Source organism: Streptomyces eurocidicus, assembly GCF_002891295.1.
In the GTDB taxonomy this organism is placed as follows: Bacteria; Actinomycetota; Actinomycetes; order Streptomycetales; family Streptomycetaceae; genus Streptomyces; species Streptomyces eurocidicus.
Map to the genome: position 1 here is coordinate 213,186 of NZ_LGUI01000012.1, position 12,974 is coordinate 226,159.

Annotated in this window: 17 protein-coding genes; 7 read left to right on the forward strand and 10 right to left on the reverse strand. The window is 72.2% G+C overall.

Annotation, left to right across the window (positions count from 1 at the left end; genetic code table 11):
• Positions 1–172 precede the first annotated feature (172 nt).
• Entirely contained in the window at positions 173–358 is a 186-nt protein-coding gene (gene rpmB, locus AF335_RS30295) for a 50S ribosomal protein L28 (protein ID WP_087926075.1), read from the forward strand.
• A 166-nt stretch (positions 359–524) separates the two neighbouring features.
• On the opposite strand, the gene thiD is transcribed toward rpmB, so the two are convergent.
• Together thiD and AF335_RS30305 are read right to left on the reverse strand one after the other, a co-directional pair.
• Positions 525–1,358, reverse strand: coding sequence for a bifunctional hydroxymethylpyrimidine kinase/phosphomethylpyrimidine kinase (gene thiD / locus AF335_RS30300; RefSeq protein WP_102921631.1), 834 nt, complete (start codon positions 1,356–1,358; stop codon positions 525–527).
• A 10-nt stretch (positions 1,359–1,368) separates the two neighbouring features.
• Positions 1,369–2,367 (reverse strand): thiamine-phosphate kinase, encoded by a 999-nt coding sequence (locus AF335_RS30305; protein ID WP_102921632.1) that lies wholly within the window; start codon positions 2,365–2,367, stop codon positions 1,369–1,371.
• A gap of 137 nt (positions 2,368–2,504) precedes the next feature.
• Here AF335_RS30305 and AF335_RS30310 point away from each other — a divergent pair, with 137 nt between their 5' ends.
• Together AF335_RS30310 and AF335_RS30315 are read left to right on the forward strand one after the other, a co-directional pair.
• A complete protein-coding gene (locus AF335_RS30310) occupies positions 2,505–2,738 on the forward strand; it encodes an Lrp/AsnC family transcriptional regulator (protein WP_087926078.1) in 234 nt (77 codons plus the stop codon).
• 20 nt (positions 2,739–2,758) lie between these two features.
• A complete protein-coding gene (locus AF335_RS30315) occupies positions 2,759–3,259 on the forward strand; it encodes a DUF3515 domain-containing protein (RefSeq protein WP_102921633.1) in 501 nt (166 codons plus the stop codon).
• Here the strand turns inward: AF335_RS30315 and AF335_RS30320 are convergent.
• From AF335_RS30320 to AF335_RS30330, 3 genes are read right to left on the reverse strand one after another with little or no spacing between them, the layout of a single operon-like run.
• The gene (locus AF335_RS30320; protein WP_102921634.1) at positions 3,256–4,404 is read right to left on the reverse strand and encodes a D-alanine--D-alanine ligase family protein; all 1,149 of its coding nucleotides are present in this window, start codon (positions 4,402–4,404) and stop codon (positions 3,256–3,258) included. The genes AF335_RS30315 and AF335_RS30320 overlap by 4 nt on opposite strands.
• Positions 4,405–4,438: 34 nt before the next feature.
• Positions 4,439–5,440: an NAD(P)H-dependent glycerol-3-phosphate dehydrogenase gene (locus AF335_RS30325; RefSeq protein ID WP_102921635.1), complete on the reverse strand. Its 1,002-nt coding sequence runs from the start codon at positions 5,438–5,440 to the stop codon at positions 4,439–4,441.
• Positions 5,437–6,246, reverse strand: coding sequence for a lysophospholipid acyltransferase family protein (locus AF335_RS30330; RefSeq protein WP_102921636.1), 810 nt, complete (start codon positions 6,244–6,246; stop codon positions 5,437–5,439). The genes AF335_RS30325 and AF335_RS30330 overlap by 4 nt, the downstream gene beginning before the upstream one ends.
• Before the next feature lie 160 nt (positions 6,247–6,406).
• Here AF335_RS30330 and cofC point away from each other — a divergent pair, with 160 nt between their 5' ends.
• Together cofC and AF335_RS30340 are read left to right on the forward strand one after the other, a co-directional pair.
• Positions 6,407–7,060, forward strand: a complete 654-nt coding sequence (gene cofC / locus AF335_RS30335; RefSeq protein ID WP_102921637.1) for a 2-phospho-L-lactate guanylyltransferase — start codon at positions 6,407–6,409, stop codon at positions 7,058–7,060.
• A 9-nt stretch (positions 7,061–7,069) separates the two neighbouring features.
• Positions 7,070–7,273, forward strand: a complete 204-nt coding sequence (locus tag AF335_RS30340; protein WP_102921638.1) for a hypothetical protein — start codon at positions 7,070–7,072, stop codon at positions 7,271–7,273.
• A gap of 250 nt (positions 7,274–7,523) precedes the next feature.
• On the opposite strand, the gene AF335_RS30345 is transcribed toward AF335_RS30340, so the two are convergent.
• The 4 genes from AF335_RS30345 to leuC form a co-directional block, all read right to left on the reverse strand.
• Entirely contained in the window at positions 7,524–8,246 is a 723-nt protein-coding gene (locus AF335_RS30345) for an HU family DNA-binding protein (protein WP_102921639.1), read from the reverse strand.
• A 125-nt stretch (positions 8,247–8,371) separates the two neighbouring features.
• A complete protein-coding gene (locus AF335_RS30350) occupies positions 8,372–8,617 on the reverse strand; it encodes an SCO5555 family protein (RefSeq protein WP_095581146.1) in 246 nt (81 codons plus the stop codon).
• A gap of 169 nt (positions 8,618–8,786) precedes the next feature.
• Positions 8,787–9,392, reverse strand: coding sequence for a 3-isopropylmalate dehydratase small subunit (leuD, locus tag AF335_RS30355; protein ID WP_102921640.1), 606 nt, complete (start codon positions 9,390–9,392; stop codon positions 8,787–8,789).
• A 6-nt stretch (positions 9,393–9,398) separates the two neighbouring features.
• A complete protein-coding gene (leuC, locus tag AF335_RS30360) occupies positions 9,399–10,841 on the reverse strand; it encodes a 3-isopropylmalate dehydratase large subunit (RefSeq protein ID WP_102921641.1) in 1,443 nt (480 codons plus the stop codon).
• Positions 10,842–10,970: 129 nt separating this feature from the next.
• Between leuC and ndgR the strand changes: the two genes are divergently transcribed.
• The gene (gene ndgR, locus AF335_RS30365) at positions 10,971–11,699 is read left to right on the forward strand and encodes an IclR family transcriptional regulator NdgR (protein ID WP_087926089.1); all 729 of its coding nucleotides are present in this window, start codon (positions 10,971–10,973) and stop codon (positions 11,697–11,699) included.
• A gap of 20 nt (positions 11,700–11,719) precedes the next feature.
• Here the strand turns inward: ndgR and AF335_RS30370 are convergent, their stop codons facing one another.
• Complete coding sequence (locus tag AF335_RS30370) at positions 11,720–12,235, reverse strand: DUF4188 domain-containing protein (protein WP_102921642.1); 516 nt, start codon at positions 12,233–12,235, stop codon at positions 11,720–11,722.
• A 79-nt stretch (positions 12,236–12,314) separates the two neighbouring features.
• Here AF335_RS30370 and AF335_RS30375 point away from each other — a divergent pair, with 79 nt between their 5' ends.
• Positions 12,315–12,953 carry a MerR family transcriptional regulator gene (locus AF335_RS30375; RefSeq protein ID WP_184742832.1) on the forward strand — a complete coding sequence of 213 codons (639 nt, stop codon included), beginning with the start codon at positions 12,315–12,317 and terminating at the stop codon, positions 12,951–12,953.
• The last annotated feature ends 21 nt before the right edge of the window (positions 12,954–12,974 follow it).

Below are 12,974 nucleotides of genomic sequence, written 5' to 3' on the forward strand. Positions count from 1 at the left end.
GTTTCGTTGTACGGGAGCGGTCGTTGTATGCTGCTCCGGTTGCCCGATGAAAATCGGGCCATACCCCCCTGACTTTGCCGGTCACTGCTTCAGAGATCTCGGCACGCAGGGATTCACCGTACGTGCCTGTTGTCCCCGCGTAAGCGGGGGTGACCCGTCTTTGGAGTAACCCGTGGCTGCCAACTGCGACGTCTGCGGCAAGGGGCCGGGCTTCGGCAACGCTATTTCGCACTCGCACCGCCGTACCCCCCGTCGTTGGAACCCCAACATCCAGCGGGTGCGCGCAGTGATCGGGCGCACGCCGAAGCGGATCAACGCCTGCACCTCTTGCATCAAGGCCGGCAAGGTCTCGCGCTAGCGAGTGGTTCTCCCCGCGCAAGCGGGGGTGAGTCGGCCCCGTGGCGACGTTCGCGTCGCGCGGAGCCCCCTCCGGTTGCCCTGAAAGCCGGTCCACCTCACGGTGGGCCGGCTTTTCGCATGCCCGGCGGCGCCCGGGGCGGCGGTCCGGGACCGCCGCCGTGGGATCAGGGCCGGAAGCGCCAGCCGTGGTCGACGGGGCCGATGCCCCCGCCCAGCGGGAAGCCCGCCGCGATGGCTCCGGTGACGTACTCCTTGGCGGCCGCCACCGCCTCCGGGACGGTCCGCCCCTTGGCGAGCTCGGAGGCGACGGCGCTGGCGAGCGTGCAGCCCGTGCCGTGGGTGTGGCGGTTGTCGAGGCGGGGCGCCCGGAACCAGTGTTCCTCGGTCCCGTCGGTCAGCAGGTCGACGGCGTCGTGCCCGCCGGGCAGATGACCGCCCTTGATCAGCGCCCAGGCGGGGCCGAGGGCCAGGAGTGCCTCCGCCGCCCGCCTGAGGCCGGTCTCGGTGGTCACGCGGACGCCCGTGAGCCAGGCGACCTCGTCGAGGTTGGGGGTGGCCACGGTCGCTGTGGGCAGCAGCTTCAGCCGGACCGCGTCGAGGGCGGAGGCGTCGAGCAGCGGATCGCCGTGTTTGGAGATGCCCACGGGGTCGACGACCACGGGCACTTCGGAAGCCTGGATTCCGGTGAGCAGTCCGGCGACCGTCTCCACCAACTCGGCGGAGGCGAGCATTCCGGTCTTGACGGCCCGCACCCCGATGTCGTCGACGACGCTGCGGAACTGCGCCCGCACCACATCGGCGGGGAGCGGCCAGGCCCCCTGCACCCCGCGCGAGTTCTGGGCGGTCACGGCGGTGAGCACGCTCATGCCGTGCACACCGAGCGCGAGCATGGTCTTCAGGTCGGCCTGGATGCCCGCACCGCCGCCGGAGTCGGACCCGGCGACGGTCAGCACCCGCGGGGGTGTCGGCGGTGCCAGAGGGAGGCGCGATATCGGCATGCGGCCGAATCTACCCCGCGGGGTGTCCGCTTCCGGCGGGGTCCTCGGGCTCGGCGTCCCCGAAGTGGTCCCAGCCGCCGGCCTTGTCCCAGGGGGCGCCGTCGACGGTCACCTGGGGCAGGGCGGAGGGGTTGACCACCTCGCCGATGACCTTCCAGCGGGCGGGCAGCTTCACGTCCGGCGGGAAGGTCGCCACGATGGCGTGGTCCTCTCCCCCCGTCAGCACCCACTGGAGCGGGTCGACGCCGACGGCCTGCCCGATGTCGGACATCTGGGTCGGTACGTCGATCGCGGCCGTCCGCAGGTCGATCCGGACCTTGCTGGCCTCGGCGATGTGCCCGAGGTCGGCGATCAGACCGTCGCTGATGTCCGTCATGGCCGTCGCGCCGAGCCCGGCGGCCGCGGGGCCCGCGTGGTACGGCGGCTCGGGGCGGCGGTGAGCCTCGACGAAGGCCCGGGGCGAGCGGAAGCCGCGGGCGAGCACCGCGTGCCCGGCCGCGGACCAGCCGAGCCAGCCGGTGACGGCGACCACGTCGCCCGGCTGTGCGCCGGAGCGGGTGACGGGCTCGTGGTTGCGCAGGTCGCCCAGGGCCGTGATGGCCACGGTGATGGTGTCGCCGCGCACCACGTCGCCGCCGACCACGGCCGCGCCGGCCACCTGGCACTCGTCCCGGATGCCGTCCATCAGCTCGGTCGGCCAGGTCACCGGGAGTTCGGCGGGCACGACCAGGCCCAGCAGGATCGCGGTGGGCACCGCGCCCATGGCGGCGATGTCCGCGAGGTTCTGCGCGGCCGCCTTACGCCCGACGTCGTACGCGGTGGACCAGTCGCGGCGGAAGTGCCGTCCCTCGAGGAGCACGTCCGTACTGGCCACGACCCTACGGTCGGGCGCAGCCACCACCGCGGCGTCGTCACCCGGCCCGAGCCGGACCGCAGGGGTGGTGGTGAGCCGGGAGGTCAGCTCTCTGATGAGCCCGAACTCCCCCAACTCGCCCACGGTGCCTTTCACTGAGCTCCTCCTAGGAGTATCGGTTGTGACATGCGCCGCGCCGCGCAGGCAGCGCGGGTCTCCCCGCGCCGTACGGCGACGCGGTACCGTGGCGTCTCTTCTCCCCACATGATCCTCGTAGCCGCCCTGGAGGTTCCGTGGTACAGGCGTACATCCTGATCCAGACCGAGGTCGGCAAAGCGTCGACCGTCGCCGAAGTCATCGCAAAGATCGCGGGGGTGATCCAGGCGGAGGACGTGACCGGTCCGTACGACGTGATCGTCCGCGCCCAGGCCGACACCGTGGACGCGCTCGGCCGCATGGTGGTCGCCAAGATCCAGTCGGTGGAGGGCATCACCCGCACCCTGACCTGTCCGGTGGTCCATCTCTAGCTCCCCCGTATGCTCGGCCGGTGAAGTCCTCGCTCCGCCGGTCGCTCGCCCTGCCCGCTCTCCTCGTGTTCTGCGCCGCCGGCTGCACATCGGCCGGCGGCCCGGCGGGGCCGGCCGTCCCCACCCCGCCGGAGCGGGCCGTGGGGCTCTGCCGGGCGCTCCACGAGAAGCTGCCCGACTCCGTGGCCGGGATGCGGCGGCGCACCGCCGCCCCCGTCTCGGACTTCACGGCCGTCTGGGGCAGCCCCGCGGTCGAGCTGCGCTGTGGTGTCCCCAAGCCCGAGGTCATCACGGAGGGGAACCCACACTACGACCGCAACGCGCTGTCGGTGGAGATCGACGGCGTGGAGTGGCTGGCCGAGCGGCAGCCGGACGGCAGCGTCCGCTGCACCACCACGCTGCGGGAGGCGAATGTGGAGGTGACCCTGCCGAAGAAGGTCGCGGGTGAGGCCGGCGATCTCGGTGCGCTCACCGATCTCGCCGGCGCCGTCTCCGCGACCGTCCCCATCGGGGTCGTCTAGCGCAGGCCCGTGGAGCGGCGGAGCGCCGCCTGGACGAGGGTGTCGATCAGCTCCGGGTAGCTGACGCCCGTCTCCTGCCACATGCGCGGGTACATCGAGATGGGCGTGAAGCCCGGCATGGTGTTGATCTCGTTGATGACGAACCCGCCGTCCTCGGTGAGGAAGAAGTCCGCGCGGACGAGGCCCTCGCAGGAGGTCGCGTCGAAGGCCCGGATGGCCAGCTCCTGGACCTCCGCGGTCTCCTCGGGCGTGAGCGGCGCGGGGACCAGGCCCGTGGCGGAGTCGATGTACTTCGCCTCGAAGTCGTAGAAGTCGTGGGCGGTGACCGGGGGGATCTCGGCGGGGACGCTCGCGCGCGGCCCGTCCTCGAACTCCAGGACGCCGCACTCGATCTCCCGGCCGCGCAGCAGCGCCTCGACGATGACCTTCGGGTCGTGGCGCCGGGCCTCGGCCACGGCCTCGTCCAGCCCGGAGAGGTCGTCGACCTTGGTGATGCCCACCGAGGAGCCGCCGCGGGCGGGCTTCACGAAGAGCGGCCAGCCGTGCTCGCCGGCGAAGTCCACGATCTTCTTGCGGGCGGCGGCCGGGTCGGCCTGCCACTCGCGGGGGCGGATGACCTCGTACGGGCCGACGGGCAGGCCGAAGGAGACGAAGACGCGCTTCATGTACTCCTTGTCCTGGCCGACGGCGGAGGCGAGGACGCCGGCGCCGACGTAGGGGATGCCGGAGAGCTCCAGCATGCCCTGGAGGGTGCCGTCCTCGCCGTAGGGGCCGTGCAGGACGGGGAAGACCACGTCGACCTCGCCCAGCGCCTTGGGCACCGTGCCGGGCTCGGAGTAGACGATCTCGCGGCTGGAGGGGTCCACCGGAAGGACCACGGTGCCGTCGGGCGACTGGGCGAGCTGCTCGACGTTCGGCAGCGCGCGTTCGGCGATGGCCATCCGCTCGGGGTCGTCGGCCGTCAGCGCCCAACGGCCGTCGGTGGTGATGCCGATCGGCAGCACGTCGTACTTCGTGCGGTCGATGGCGGCCAGCACGGCGCCGGCGGTGACGACGGAGATCGCGTGTTCGGAACTGCGGCCGCCGAACACGACCGCGACGCGCGGCTTCCGGTCAGGGCTCTGGGTGGAGGTCTCGCTGCTCATATCGCGACGAGACTACCTCGTGGTACGGCGTGGGTCAGTGCCGCTCCGGCTTGGCGCTGCGCGACATCAGCTCCTTGAGGGCCACCAGCGGTGGCTTCCCCTCGTGGACGATCTCCACCACGGTCTCCGTGATCGGCATGTCGACGTCGTGCCGGCGGGCCAGATCCAGCACCGACTCACAGGACTTGACGCCCTCGGCGGTCTGCTTGGTGACCGCGATGGTCTCGGCCAGGGTCATGCCGCGGCCGAGGTTGGTGCCGAAGGTGTGGTTCCGGGAGAGCGGCGAGGAGCAGGTCGCGACGAGGTCGCCCATGCCCGCCAGGCCGGCGAAGGTGTGCGCGTCGGCGCCCATCGCGAGGCCCAGCCGGGTGGTCTCGGCGAGGCCCCGGGTGATGAGGGACGCCTTGGCGTTGTCGCCCAGGCCCATGCCGTCGGCGATGCCCACGGCGAGCGCGATGACGTTCTTCACGGCGCCGCCCAGCTCACAGCCGACGACGTCGGTGTTGGTGTACGGGCGGAAGTACGGGGTGTGGCAGGCGGCCTGGAGGCGCTTGGCCACCGACTCGTCCCGGCAGGCGACGACGGCGGCGGCGGGCTGCCGGTCGGCGATCTCCTTGGCGAGGTTGGGGCCGGTGAGGACGGCGACCCGGTCCGGGGAGACCTTGGCGACCTCCTCGATGACCTCGCTCATCCGCTTGGCCGTGCCCAGCTCGACGCCCTTCATCAGGGAGACCAGCACGGTGTCGGAGGGCAGCAGCGGCGCCCACTCGGAGAGGTTGCCGCGCAGCGTCTGGGAGGGCACGGCGAGCACGGCGAACGCCGCTCCCTCGGCCGCCTCGGCGGGGTCGGTGGTGGCCCGCACGGCCGCCGGGAGCTCGATGCCCGGGAGGTAGTCGGGGTTGACGCGGGTGGTGTTGACGGCGTCCACGAGGGACGCCCTGCGGCCCCACATGGTCACCTCGCAGCCGGCGTCGGCGAGGACCATCGCGAAGGCGGTGCCCCAGGAGCCGGTGCCGTACACGGCGCACTTCGTCACTTGCCGTCCCCTTCTTTCCGCTCTTCCCGTGCCGCCGGCGACTGTCCGGCCTCCGCCGCCCGCTTCTCCTCGCGGGCCTTGCGGCGGGCCTCGGCCAGCGCCTTCCGCGGGTTGTAGGGCTCGGCGGGCGCGGGCTCGCCGCGGAGTTCGGCGAGCAGCGCGGTGATGGCGGACATGATGTCCTCGGTGGCCGCGCGCAGCACCTCCGCCGTGGGCTCCTTGCCGTAGTACGCGGACAGGTCGACGGGCGGGCCCGCCAGTACCTTGAGCGTCTTGCGGGGGAACAGCCGGAGCTTGTTCTCCTTGGCGTACGGCGGCATGGCCTCGTTGGCGCCCCACTGGGCGACGGGGACGACGGGCGCCTTGGTGAGCAGGGCGACGCGGGCGGCGCCGGTCTTGCCCTCCATGGGCCACATCTCCGGGTCCCGGGTGAGGGTGCCCTCGGGGTAGAAGGCCACGCACTCGCCCCGGTTGATGGCGTCGACGGCGGACCGGAAGGCGGTGGCGGCGTCGGTGGACTCGCGGTAGACGGGGATCTGGCCCGTGCCGCGCAGGATCGTGCCGACGAAGCCCCCCTTGAACAGGGCGGCCTTGGCGAGGAAGCGCGGGACGCGCCCGGTGTTGTACTGGAAGTGGGCGTACGACAGCGGGTCGAGATAGGAGTTGTGGTTGACCGCGGTGATGAAACCGCCGTCGACCGGAATGTGCTCCATTCCTCGCCAGTCCCGCTTGAACAGAACCACGAGCGGCGGTTTTGCCAACACCGCCGTAAAGCGGTACCAGAAGCCGATTCTGTGGCGGGACACTCGGACACCCTTCTCTTGGGACCTGGGGGCTGTATGAACCCGGGGGCCGCACAAGTGTCGCCCCAGGTACCCGGTCTGTCGAGAACACCGTAACCCCGGCCTCCCCGGGCGGCTGCGGCAGCGGGTGACAATGTGGCTGATGCGAAGAGAGGGGGCGGATGTGGTCTGGACCCTGGTGGTGCCGCTGAAGCCGCTGGCACTGGCCAAGAGCCGACTCGCCGCGGCGACGGGGCGGGCGCCACGGCCCGCGCTCGCGCTGGCGTTCGCGCTGGACACGGTGGCCGCGGCACTGGCCTGTCGGGCGGTGGGGGATGTGGTGGTCGTCACTGACGACGCGGTGGCGGGGCGCCGGCTCGGGGCGCTCGGCGCCCGGATCCTGCCCGAGCCGCCGGGGGCGGGCGGGCTGAACGGCGCCCTCGCGCACGGTGCGCGCACGGTGCGGGAACGGGCCCCGCGCGCGGCGGTGGCAACGCTCAACGCGGATCTGCCGGCGCTGCGACCGATGGAACTCGGCCGGGTGCTCGATTCGGCCGCGGAATTCCCCCGGGCATTTCTCGCCGATGCGGCGGGAATCGGTACGACGCTGCTGGCGGCGGCTCCGGGAATGGAATTGGCTCCGGCGTTCGAGGGACGTTCGCGCTCCCGTCACCGCGCTTCGGGGGCCCATGAGATCGAGCTGGCGGACGTGGATTCGGTGCGCCGGGACGTGGACACGGCGGAGGATTTGCGGGCGGCCCTGGCGCTGGGCGTGGGGCCGCGGACGTCGGCCGCGGCCGGCGGTCTGCGGATCCCCGGTGTCATAGGGGCCGACTAGGCTGCCGGTATGCAGGCCACCGCGTACACCTACGACCCTCAGACCCGCTCCGGGAGCGTCCTCCTGGACGACGGCACCCCGGTGCCGTTCGACGCGACGGCGTTCGACGCGGGCGGGCTGCGGCTGCTGCGGCCCGGTCAGCGGGTCCGGATCGAGGTCGAGGAGGCCCCGGCGGGCCGCCGGGTGACGCTGGTGACGCTCCAGACCTTCTGAGGGCTCCGCCGGACCGGCCCGGGGCCCGTCCGGGAGCGCCCCGGATGTGCCTCAGCCGTGCCACAGACGTGCCACAGACGTGCCCCGGACATGCTTCAGCCGTGCCCGGCATGCCCCGGGGACACCCCGGACACGCCTACGGCCCCGCCCCGGCCCCGGTGGGGACCGCGCGGGGGCCGGCGGCCGGCACACACCGCGGGCCGGGCTCCCCGAGGGGAGCCCGGCCCGGCGCGTGACGCCGTCCGTCGCCTTACTTCTTGGCGGCGGACTTCTTGGCGGTGGTCTTGCGCGCGGTGGTCTTGCGCGCCGGAGCCTTGGTCGCCGTGGTCTTCTTGGCGGCGGGCGCCGTCTTCTTGGCCGTCGTCTTCTTGGCGGCGGCCGTGGTCTTCTTGGCCGGCGTGGCCTTCTTGGCGGCGGCGGCCTTGGTGGCGGCGGCCGTCGTCTTCTTGGCCGGCGTGGCCTTCTTCGCCGCGGCCTTCTTGGTGGTGGCGGTGGCCTTCTTCGCGGCCGCCGTCGTGGTCTTCTTGACCGCGGTCTTCGCCGTGGTCTTCTTGGCGGTGGTGGCCGTGGTGGCCTTCTTCGCCGTGGCCTTCTTGGCGGTGGCCTTCTTGGCCGCGGCCTTGGCGGTGGTCTTGGTGCCGCCCGAAAGGCTGCCCTTGGGCGCCTTCTTCACCGCGACGTCGTTCTTCGGCAGCTTCTTCGAGCCGCTCACCAGGTCCTTGAAGCCCTGACCCGCGCGGAAGCGGGGCACCGAGGTCTTCTTGACCCGCACGCGCTCACCCGTCTGCGGGTTGCGGGCGTAACGGGCCGGACGGTCGACCTTCTCGAACGAGCCGAAGCCGGTGACCGAGACCCGGTCGCCGGCGACAACCGCACGGACGATCGCGTCGAGCACCGCGTCGACGGCGTCTGCGGCCTGCTGACGGCCGCCGAGCTTGTCGGCAATCGCTTCAACGAGCTGCGCCTTGTTCACGTCTTCCCCTTCGGAGACATTGCTGGAACGAATGCGTTCCAGCCTTTTCGCACGTTAGGCAGATATATACCGCAAATCAAACACGAAACGGTCTAATCACCCTTGTGCCGCAACGAACTCGACCATCACGGAGTTCCGTCACGGTCGGGCTCTTCGGGGAAACGGCCCTCGTCGAGGTCGTTCATCAGCCGGTCCAGACGCATTGCCGCGCCTGAGAGATCGTGCTTTGCCGCGGCCGTGATGGCCAGCAGCTTCCGGGACAGCGCCATCCGTACGCCCTCCGGGACTTGCAGTGCGCGCACCCTTGTGTGCGCTTCCTTCAGTCGGTCGGCGACGAGCCGGTAAAGCTCGAGTTGGCTGTCGCGTTCCATGCACCGATTGTGCCATCTGAGGCGAGTTGTCGCTTCACAGGGCCTCAACAGAGCGATGCGCCCCCTGTCCGAAGACAGGGGGCGCATCATGTCAAACCCTGGGTGAGCAGCGAAAATCCGGGTCCCCGACCGGTTGCCCGGACCTCCCCGAAACTGCTGGAAATCCGTGTCAGACCTGGGCCCCGAGGGGCCTGGTGGAGGGCTTGAAGGAGGGCCGGCGGGCCTCGTAGGCGGTGATGCCGTCGGCGTGCCGCAGGGTCAGGCCGATGTCGTCCAGTCCCTCCAGCAGGCGCCACCGGGCGTTCTCGTCAAGGGCGAAATCGGCCGTGATGCCCTCGGCCCGGACCTGCCGCGCGACGAGGTCCACGGTCACCTCGGCGGCCGGGTCGGCCTCGGTCAGCTTCCAGAGGGCCTCGACGGTCTCCTGCGGGAGGACGACGGTCAGCAGTCCGTTCTTGAGCGAGTTGCCCCGGAAGATGTCGGCGAAGCGGGAGGAGACCACGGCCCGGAAGCCGTAGTTCTGCAGCGCCCACACCGCGTGCTCGCGGGAGGAGCCGGTGCCGAAGTCGGGACCGGCGACCAGGACCGAGGCCCCGGCCCGCTCCGGACGGTTCAGGACGAACTCCGGATCCTTGTGCCACGCCTCGAAGAGCCCGTCCTCGAAGCCGTCGCGGGTGACCTTCTTCAGCCAGTGCGCCGGGATGATCTGGTCGGTGTCGACATTGCCGCGGCGCAGCGGTACGGCCCGGCCGGTGTGCGTGGTGAATGCTTCCATGACTGCTCATGCCTCCACGGGGGTGCGGACGTCGGACGCGGCGGCCCGGCCGGCGAGGTCCGCCGGGGAGGCCAGATGGCCCAGTACGGCGGTGGCGGCGGCGACCTGCGGCGAGACCAGATGGGTCCGGCCGCCCTTCCCCTGCCTGCCCTCGAAGTTACGGTTGGAGGTCGACGCGCACCTCTCCCCGGGCGCGAGTTGGTCGGGGTTCATGCCCAGGCACATCGAGCAGCCCGCGTGCCGCCATTCGGCGCCGGCCGTGGTGAACACCTTGTCCAGCCCCTCCTCGACGGCCTGGAGCCCCACCCGCACGGAGCCGGGGACGACCAGCATCCGGACTCCGCCGGCGATCCGGCGGCCGTCCAGGACGGCCGCGGCGGCGCGCAGGTCCTCGATGCGGCCATTGGTGCAGGAGCCCACGAAGACGGTGTCCACGGAGATGCCCCGCAGTGCCTGACCCGCCGTCAACCCCATGTATTCCAGGGCCTTTTCGGCGGCGAACCGGTCCGAGGGGTCCGGGTACGAGGCGGGGTCGGGGACGGCGGCCGACAGCGGCGCGCCCTGGCCCGGATTGGTGCCCCAGGTGACGAAGGGGGAGAGCTCGGCGGCGTCGATGACCACCTCGTGGTCGAAGACGGCGTCGTCGTCGGTGCGCAGGGTGCGCCAGTAGGCGACCGCGGCGTCCCAGTCCTCGCCCCGGGGGGCGTGGGGGCGGTCCTTCAGATAGGCGAAGGTGGTCTCGTCGGGGGCGATCATGCCGGCCCGGGCGCCCGCCTCGATGGACATGTTGCAGACGGTCATCCGCGCCTCCATCGAGAGCTTCTCGACGGCGGACCCGCGGTACTCGATGACGTAGCCCTGGCCGCCGCCGGTGCCGATCCGGGCGATGACGGCGAGGATCAGGTCCTTGGCGGTGACCCCCTCGGGCAGTTCGCCCTCGACGGTGACGGCCATGGTCCGGAAGGGGGCCAGCGGCAGGGTCTGGGTGGCGAGCACGTGCTCGACCTGGCTGGTGCCGATGCCGAAGGCCAGCGCGCCGAACGCACCGTGCGTGGAGGTGTGGCTGTCGCCGCAGACCACGGTGGTGCCGGGCTGGGTCAGTCCCAGCTGCGGTCCCACCACGTGGACGACGCCCTGCTCGACGTCGCCCAGCGGGTGCAGCCGTACGCCGAACTCGGCGCAGTTGCGGCGGAGCGTCTCCAGCTGGGTGCGGGAGACGGGGTCCGCGATGGGCTTGTCGATGTCGAGGGTGGGGGTGTTGTGGTCCTCGGTGGCGATGGTGAGGTCCAGGCGGCGCACCGCGCGGCCGGCCTTGCGCAGGCCGTCGAACGCCTGCGGGCTGGTCACCTCATGGAGCAGGTGCAGGTCGATGAAGAGGAGGTCGGGCTCGCCTTCGGCGCGCGTGACGACGTGGTCGTCCCAGACCTTCTCCGCGAGTGTCCGTCCCATCGCTGTCCCTCCGGCCGGCGCCGTCGCCGGACCAAGTAGTCGTGCCTGTGGGGTCCTGTGCGTCCAGGTTGGCGCGTCTCCGGAGAATTTGAACTTGCGTTTCACAGTGTGAGACGCAAGTATCGTTTCATGGACAACTCTGGTGGCGCCTCGAGCGGTGTGGGCGTTCTCGACAAGGCGGCTCTGGTTCTCAGCGCTCTGGAGTCCGGTCCGGCCACGCTGGCCGGGCTGGTCACGGCGACCGGGCTGGCGCGCCCGACGGCCCACCGGCTCGCGGTGGCGCTGGAGCACCACCGGATGGTGGCGCGGGACATGCAGGGCCGTTTCATCCTCGGCCCGCGGCTGAGCGAGCTGGCCGCGGCGGCCGGCGAGGACCGGCTGCTGGCCACGGCGGGCCCGGTCCTCACCCACCTGCGGGACGTGACGGGCGAGAGCGCGCAGCTCTACCGCAGGCAGGGCGACATGCGCATCTGCGTGGCCGCGGCGGAGCGGCTGTCCGGACTGCGGGACACCGTGCCGGTCGGCTCCACGCTGCCGATGAAGGCCGGCTCGGCGGCCCAGGTGCTGATGGCCTGGGAGGAGCCGGAGCGGCTGCACCGCGGCCTGCAGGGCGCGCGCTTCACGGCGACCGCGCTCTCGGGTGTGCGCCGCCGCGGCTGGGCCCAGTCGATCGGCGAGCGGGAGCCGGGTGTGGCCTCGGTCTCGGCGCCGGTGCGCGGCCCGTCCAACCGGGTCGTGGCCGCCGTCTCGGTCTCCGGACCGATCGAGCGCCTGACCCGCCACCCGGGCCGGATGCACGCCCAGGCGGTCATCGACGCGGCCGTGCGGCTCAGCGAGGCGCTGCGCCGCAACGGCTGACGGCCGGGGCGGGTCCCCGGCTAGGGCCGGGCGGCCTCCCCCGCCTCGGCGGCGCCGTACGCGAGCCGCTCGGCGGCGCGCTCGCCGCGCCGCCCGACGGGCTCGGTCCCGAACGCCGTGCCGAGGCCCGCCTCCGGCATGGCGTTGTAGACGGACTCCACGGAGCCGGCCGGGACGTCGAACGTCTCGTGCCAGATGCCCACCGCTCCCCCGCCGCCCCGCGCGCGGCGGTTGAACGCCGCCCACGCGGGGCGGTGCTCCCGGCCGGCGGCCGAGGCGTACGCGAGGAGCTTCTCGCGCGACTCCCAGTACTGGACCGTGCCGAATTCCCGCGGCCCGCCGCCGAGCCGCCGCAGGGCCAGCAGGCCGCTCCCCTCGTCGCCGGCCAGCTCCTTGAGCATGCGCGGCATGGCCAGCAGGGTGGGCAGCCAGTGGCGCACCGCCCGCCAGCGGTTGACCCGCATCCCGATGAGGAAGACGACGACGGTCTCGCTCTTCGCCGTGACCCGCCCGGCGATCGGTTCGGTACCACCCATGAGATCCCCCCAATCCATATTGGATAGCGACGCTATCCATGCTTGGATAGTGACACTACCTAACAAGGGACGCAAGAGGATGCGACTGGCGGAGCTGAGCGAACGCAGCGGGGTGCCCACCGCGACGATCAAGTACTACCTGCGCGAGGGCCTCCTCCAGCCGGGCCGCAGGGTCTCCGCCACCCAGTCCGAGTACGGCGAGGACCACCTGCGCCGGCTGCGGCTGGCACGGGCGCTGATCCAGATCGGCAAGGTGCCGGTGGCCACCGCCCGCGAGGTGATCTCCGCGGCCGAGGACGAGTCGCTGGACCACCACGAGCGCCTCGGCGCGGCGACCCTGGCCCTGCCGCTCGGCCCCGGGCCCGCCGGGGACGACCCGGCCGCCGACGCCGCCCGGCGCTCGGTGACGGAGCTGCTGCGGCGGCTCGGCTGGCCGTGCGAGTGCGGCCCGGACGAGCTCTCCCCCGCCCACCGCACGCTGATCGCCGCCGTCGCCGCGATCGTCCGCCTCGGCTACCCCTGCGACGTGGAGCAGCTGCTGCCGTACGGGCGGCTGGCCGAGCGGCTGGCCGTCAGCGACCTCGACCTCGTGGAGCGGGAGGAGACCCGGGCCGGGCAGATCGAGGCGGCCGTCGTGCTGACCGTGCTCTACGAGCCGGTGCTGCTGAGCCTGCGCCGGCTGGCGCACGCGGAGGAGTCCGCCCGCCGCTTCCTCTGACGTACGGGCGCCCGCTCGTGG

Bases quoted from the DNA above. Each gene is read 5' to 3' on its own strand.
- thiD (WP_102921631.1), bottom strand. From the start codon at position 1,358: ATGCCGATATCGCGCCTCCCTCTGGCACCGCCGACACCCCCGCGGGTG.
- AF335_RS30320 (WP_102921634.1), bottom strand. From the start codon at position 4,404: ATGAGCAGCGAGACCTCCACCCAGAGCCCTGACCGGAAGCCGCGCGTC.
- AF335_RS30340 (WP_102921638.1), top strand. From the start codon at position 7,070: ATGCAGGCCACCGCGTACACCTACGACCCTCAGACCCGCTCCGGGAGC.
- AF335_RS30350 (WP_095581146.1), bottom strand. From the start codon at position 8,617: ATGGAACGCGACAGCCAACTCGAGCTTTACCGGCTCGTCGCCGACCGA.
- leuD (WP_102921640.1), bottom strand. From the start codon at position 9,392: ATGGAAGCATTCACCACGCACACCGGCCGGGCCGTACCGCTGCGCCGC.
- leuC (WP_102921641.1), bottom strand. From the start codon at position 10,841: ATGGGACGGACACTCGCGGAGAAGGTCTGGGACGACCACGTCGTCACG.
- ndgR (WP_087926089.1), top strand. From the start codon at position 10,971: ATGGACAACTCTGGTGGCGCCTCGAGCGGTGTGGGCGTTCTCGACAAG.
- AF335_RS30370 (WP_102921642.1), bottom strand. From the start codon at position 12,235: ATGGGTGGTACCGAACCGATCGCCGGGCGGGTCACGGCGAAGAGCGAG.
- AF335_RS30375 (WP_184742832.1), top strand. From the start codon at position 12,315: ATGCGACTGGCGGAGCTGAGCGAACGCAGCGGGGTGCCCACCGCGACG.